This is a genomic window from Streptomyces sp. NPDC059957 (assembly GCF_042730015.1).
Taxonomy (GTDB): domain Bacteria; phylum Actinomycetota; class Actinomycetes; order Streptomycetales; family Streptomycetaceae; genus Streptomyces.
In genome coordinates, this window is sequence record NZ_JBHWMB010000162.1 from 1 (window position 1) to 4,622 (window position 4,622).

General features: G+C 75.2%; 3 protein-coding genes. 2 read left to right on the forward strand and 1 reads right to left on the reverse strand.

The window, feature by feature from the left end; all coding sequences use genetic code 11:
* Positions 1 to 52: 52 nt before the first annotated feature.
* A complete protein-coding gene (locus tag ACFWBW_RS41520; protein WP_385385042.1) occupies positions 53 to 1,351 on the reverse strand; it encodes a PucR family transcriptional regulator in 1,299 nt (432 codons plus the stop codon).
* Between the two features lie 524 nt (positions 1,352 to 1,875).
* On the opposite strand from ACFWBW_RS41520, the gene ACFWBW_RS41525 reads away from it, so the two are divergent.
* Positions 1,876 to 2,874, forward strand: coding sequence for a hypothetical protein (locus ACFWBW_RS41525; protein ID WP_385385045.1), 999 nt, complete (start codon positions 1,876 to 1,878; stop codon positions 2,872 to 2,874).
* Entirely contained in the window at positions 2,868 to 4,325 is a 1,458-nt protein-coding gene (locus tag ACFWBW_RS41530; protein WP_385385048.1) for an NADH-ubiquinone oxidoreductase-F iron-sulfur binding region domain-containing protein, read from the forward strand. Before ACFWBW_RS41525 ends, ACFWBW_RS41530 begins: the two co-directional genes overlap by 7 nt.
* Positions 4,326 to 4,622 lie beyond the last annotated feature (297 nt).

A 4,622-nucleotide genomic window follows, 5' to 3' on the forward strand; every position in this document is an offset into this window, starting at 1 on the left:
CTCCGGGGCCGGCACCGCCGTGTCCGTCTCTTCTTTCTCTTCTCCTCTGTTCCTAGAGCCCGTTGACGCGGGCGATGCGGCCGTCGCCCGGAGACGGGCGGAAGTCGGCGGGCGCCATGCGCGACCGGCGGCCTCCCCGGACCGGGCGCAGCCGGACCTGGGCCATCAACCGGCGGCTGCGCAGGGCCAGTTCCAGTTCGAAGCGGGTGCGCGGATCCCGCAGACCGGGACCGAAGAGCTTCTCCAGCTGGCGCATCCGATAGCGGACCGTCTGCGGGTGCACGCTCAGCGCCTTGGCCGCCTCGGGCGCTCCACCGCCCTCCAGCCAGGCGAGCAGGGTCACTTCGAGCCGCTCGCTCTGGCGCGGGGTGAGGTCCGCCAGCGGCCGGAGCCAGCGTGCGGCGAGTGCGTGGGCCAGCGGCTCGTCCTGGAGCAGCAGCAGCGTCGAGAGGTGGTCGTCCACGAAGACGGTCCGGGCGTCCGGGCCGGACCGGGCCTGCGCCGGGACCAGCGCGAGCAGGCGTACCGCCCAGCGCAGGGAGGAGGCGGTGTCGCCGGGGGCCACCGGGTGGCCGACCACCGCGAGCCGGCCGCGCAGCGCGCCGTCCAGGGCGGTACGGGCCTCCGGGTCCGCGGTGGGAACGAGCAGGCACGGCTGGCCCGCGACCATCCCGCCGAGGCAGTCGTCGAGGAGGGCCGCGAGCTGCTGGGTCTCGCCGGGTGAGGCCAGGGCGACGGCCCGTACGGCGACGGGGAGCGGCCATCCGGCCGGTCCGGCCAGCTCGGCCAGTTCGGCGAGGACCGTTTCGCGGTGCGCGGTGTCTCCCGTGAGCAGGGCGAAGATCTCGCGCCGGGCGTGCTCACGGACCGAGCCGAACCGTTGTAAGGGCACCGCTTGGAGCGGTGGCAACTCCCCGCCGCGGAAGGCCGCGTGCGGGTGCGGGTGCGGGTGCGGGTGAGCGTGTGGGTGTGTGTGGGGGTGCGGCCGGGCGTGCTCGGTTTCGAAGGCGGCGGCCGGCGCCGTGGTGGTGGGTCCGGGGCCGGACCGGGGCTGCGCGTGGAGGTCCGACGGCTCCTGCGCGCGGGCCGCGTCGGGCCCGTCGGCGGCGCCGCTCCCCGTGCACCCGGCGGCGCCGGCACCCTCGCGGTAGCCGAGGGCGGTGAGCAGGGCGCCCTCCATCCTCCGTCTGACCACCTCGTCGCCGATGTCCTCGACGAGCGCCGAGAATCCGGGGACGGTCTCCCGTAGTTCCTCCACCATCCCCGCCGCCAGGGTGGGCAGTTCCTTGCGCAGGACCCGGGTCCACTCGCCCCGCGGGCGGGACCAGATGCGGTTCAGAAGTTCGCACATTGTTACCTCGTTCAAGCCGGGGTATGGCCTGCCCCGTGGGACGGTGGCAGGCCCGCAGTCCCGCGGCATCGGCTCGATCGCCGTCGGGGAGGTGCGGCGGCGGATCAGGCGTCAACCCCGTCGCAACCGCACCACTGGAAGGGAATCTTCCGGGGACGTTCGATGCGATGGCTGTGCGAGGGCCAGAAATTATCACGTTTCGATAAATCCTGTGGAGGGCTTGCATACCTCCACGATGCTTCTGCACTCCGGCCCCCGCTCCCGGTCGGCCCGGTGGGTCACGTGCCCATCTCCCGCCCGCCGAGGAGCGGTTGCGACGTCGACCCCCGGGCGCCGAGCGCGAGGTGGAAGTGCTCGGGTCCGGACGTATGGGAGACCACATGCCCTTGATCCAGCCCCGCCCGCCCGGTCGTTCGCACCGGGCCCGCCGCACGAGAGGCCGTACCCGGCGCCATGCCGGAGCGCCGTCCGGGCCGGTATCCGCAGCCGTCTCCCCGACGGCGTCGACACCCGCGATGCCCGCGATGCCCGCGTCGCCGAGCGGCTCCGGCCGGCGGGCGGTGCGGCGTCCGCCGCTGCTGTCCGCCGCCGGGGGGCCGCACCCCGCGGCCCTGGGTGCGGCGGCCCTCGCCGCCCTGGCCGCCCTGCTCGTGGCGGCCCGCGCCGGCGCACTGACCCGGCTGTGGGACTTCCTCGACCACGCGGCCGGCGTGCTCTCGCTGGTCTCCCTCACCGGCGCCGTCCTGTGGGGCCTGGCGGCCACCGACCGCAGACTGCTCGCCTCCGGGCACCGGCTCGTCGCCCAGGCCGCGCACCGCGGTCTGGCCGTCGCCGGACTCGGCTTCCTCCTCCTGCACGTGTGGATCAAGGTCGGGCGGTCCCGGACCGAAGCCGCCGCCGTGGTCCTGCCCTTCGCGGACGGCCAGCGCCCGCTGCTCATCGGCCTCGGCAGCCTGGCCGGCTACGGGTTCGTCGCGGTGGCCGTCTCCGGCGCCGTCCGCGGTGCCTTCGCCACCCGGGGGCGGTCGCTGTGGTGGCGGGCCCTGCACATGGGCGCGTACCCGGCCTGGGGAGCCTCACTGGTGCACGGCCTCAAGTCAGGCCGCGCCGCGAGTGGTTGGGTCACCGCCGGATACGCCCTGTGCCTGATCGCCGTAGCCGGCCTGCTGGCGCTGCGGCTGCGCGCGAAGCTCCGTACGCTCGCCGCCACCCGGCCGTCCGGCGCACCGGCCGCACCGGCCGCGCCACCGGCGCAGTCCCCGCCGCACGTGCCGTCCGTACCCTCCCGGGCTCCCGGGCAGGCGCCGCCGCACCGGCCGGCGCCCTTCGTGCGCAGGCCGGCGGAGTGGGCGGCGGAGCTGCTGACCGCACGCCTGACCCGGCAGCCGGCCGCCACGGTGTTCCCGGCCCGACCGGAACGGGCCGCGGATCCGTCAGCCGGGCCGCGCGTCCCACCGTCCGTCCCGCCGCAGGCCGGCTCGTCATCGCCCGAGCCGCTCGACGGCGTACGGAGCGGATGGTGAACGGCGGCGACGGGACGCGTCCCGCCCTCGGCTGCGTGGGAGGGCCCCGGCTGCTGGCCGGACTCGACGCCGCCGAGCGGCTGGACCGGGCCGGCCACCTGAGCGTGCACGGCGAGCTGCCCCGCTACTCCTCCGACGGGCTGGTCGAACTCGCCGAGGGCATCGCCCTCGGCGGGCGCGGGGGAGCGGGTTTCCCCTTCGCCCGCAAGCTCCGGGCCGTCACCCGGTCCGCCAGAGGGCAGGACGGACGCAGCGCCGTGGTCGTGAACGGGACGGAGGGCGAACCGAGTTGCATGAAGGACGCGGCGCTGCTCCTCTACGTGCCGCACCTCGTGCTCGACGGGGCGCTGGTGGCCGCCGCCGCGCTCGGCGCCGAGGACGTGGTCGTCGGCGTCACCCGGCCCGACGTGGAGCGCTCGCTCACCGAAGCCGTCGCCGAACGGGGCCCGGCCGGGCGGCGCGTGCGCGTCGTCCGGCTCCCCGAACGCTTCGTCACGGGCGAGGGAAGCGCCCTCGTGAACGGCTTGGACGGCGGCGCAGCCATACCCTCCGGCCACCGGACGCGGACCAGCGAACGGGGACTTGGCGGCCTGCCCACCCTGCTGTCCAACGCGGAGACGTACGCACAGCTCGCCGTCGCCGCCCGCCTCGGCGCGCCCGCGTACGGCACGGCCGGGCTGCCCGGCGAACCGGGCACGACCCTGCTGACCGTCGCCGGGTCGACCGTCGTCGAGGTACCCCTGGGCACGTCCCTGGCGTACGTACTGGACCTGTGCGGCACGGTGCCCGGACAGGGGGTGCTGATCGGCGGCTTCCACGGTCGCTGGCTGAACCCGGGGGCGGCGCGCGAGGCGCTGATCTCCCGGAAGTCCCTGGCGGCCTACGACGCGGTACTGGGCGCCGGCGCGGTACTGCCGCTCCCCGAGGACACGTGCCCGGCGGGCGAGGTGGCCCGCGTCGCGCGCTGGATGGCACGGGAATCGGCGGGCCAGTGCGGTCCGTGCGTACGGGGCCTGCCCTCGCTCGCCGACGCCGTGGAACGGCTCGTGGCGGGTGGGGGCGGAGCGGCCCTCGACGCGGTACAGGCCCGGATGCGGGGGGTGCGCGGCCGGGGCGCCTGCTCCCACCCGGACGGCACGTCCTCGTTCGTGGCCTCCGCGCTGGCCGTCTTCCCCGAAGAGTTCCGTGACCACGCGCTCGGGAGCGGCTGCGGACGCCGCGTCCTGGGAGCCCTGCCGCTGCCCGCGGACGAGAGCCCCGAACGGCTCGTCGTGGACTGGACGTTGTGCAAGGGACACGGCCTCTGCGTGGACCTGCTGCCCGACGTCGTGCGGCTCGACGAGGACGGCTATCCGGCGCGCGGCGTCATGCCGGTCCCCGGCCCCTTGCGACCGAAGGCACTGCGGGCGGTGCGCCGTTGCCCGGCTCTCGCGCTCCGCATCCAGGAATGAGTTCACGCTTTGGCGTGATCTGACAAATTCCCGCGCCATTGAATGCGGCGGCTCCCGCAGCCCTTATGAATGTTCCGACGGAAGCGCGATGAACGTTTCGACGGAAGCGCGCCGGATGGAAACCGAAGGAGAGAACCATGGGCAACAGGAACCGGGCGACCACGGCCGCCGCCGGATCGGTGCTGACGGTAATTCTGCTCGCGTCGGGATGCGGCAGCGAGGACGCAGACGCCCGTACGGTGACCGTCCGGGCTGCGGGAGCGGAACGGGCGGTGGGCCACGGCGCCGGAGCCGGCG

Coding starts and splice junctions, on each gene's coding strand:
- ACFWBW_RS41530 (WP_385385048.1), top strand. CDS start 2,868: ATGGTGAACGGCGGCGACGGGACGCGTCCCGCCCTCGGCTGCGTGGGA.
- ACFWBW_RS41520 (WP_385385042.1), bottom strand. CDS start 1,351: ATGTGCGAACTTCTGAACCGCATCTGGTCCCGCCCGCGGGGCGAGTGG.
- ACFWBW_RS41525 (WP_385385045.1), top strand. CDS start 1,876: ATGCCCGCGTCGCCGAGCGGCTCCGGCCGGCGGGCGGTGCGGCGTCCG.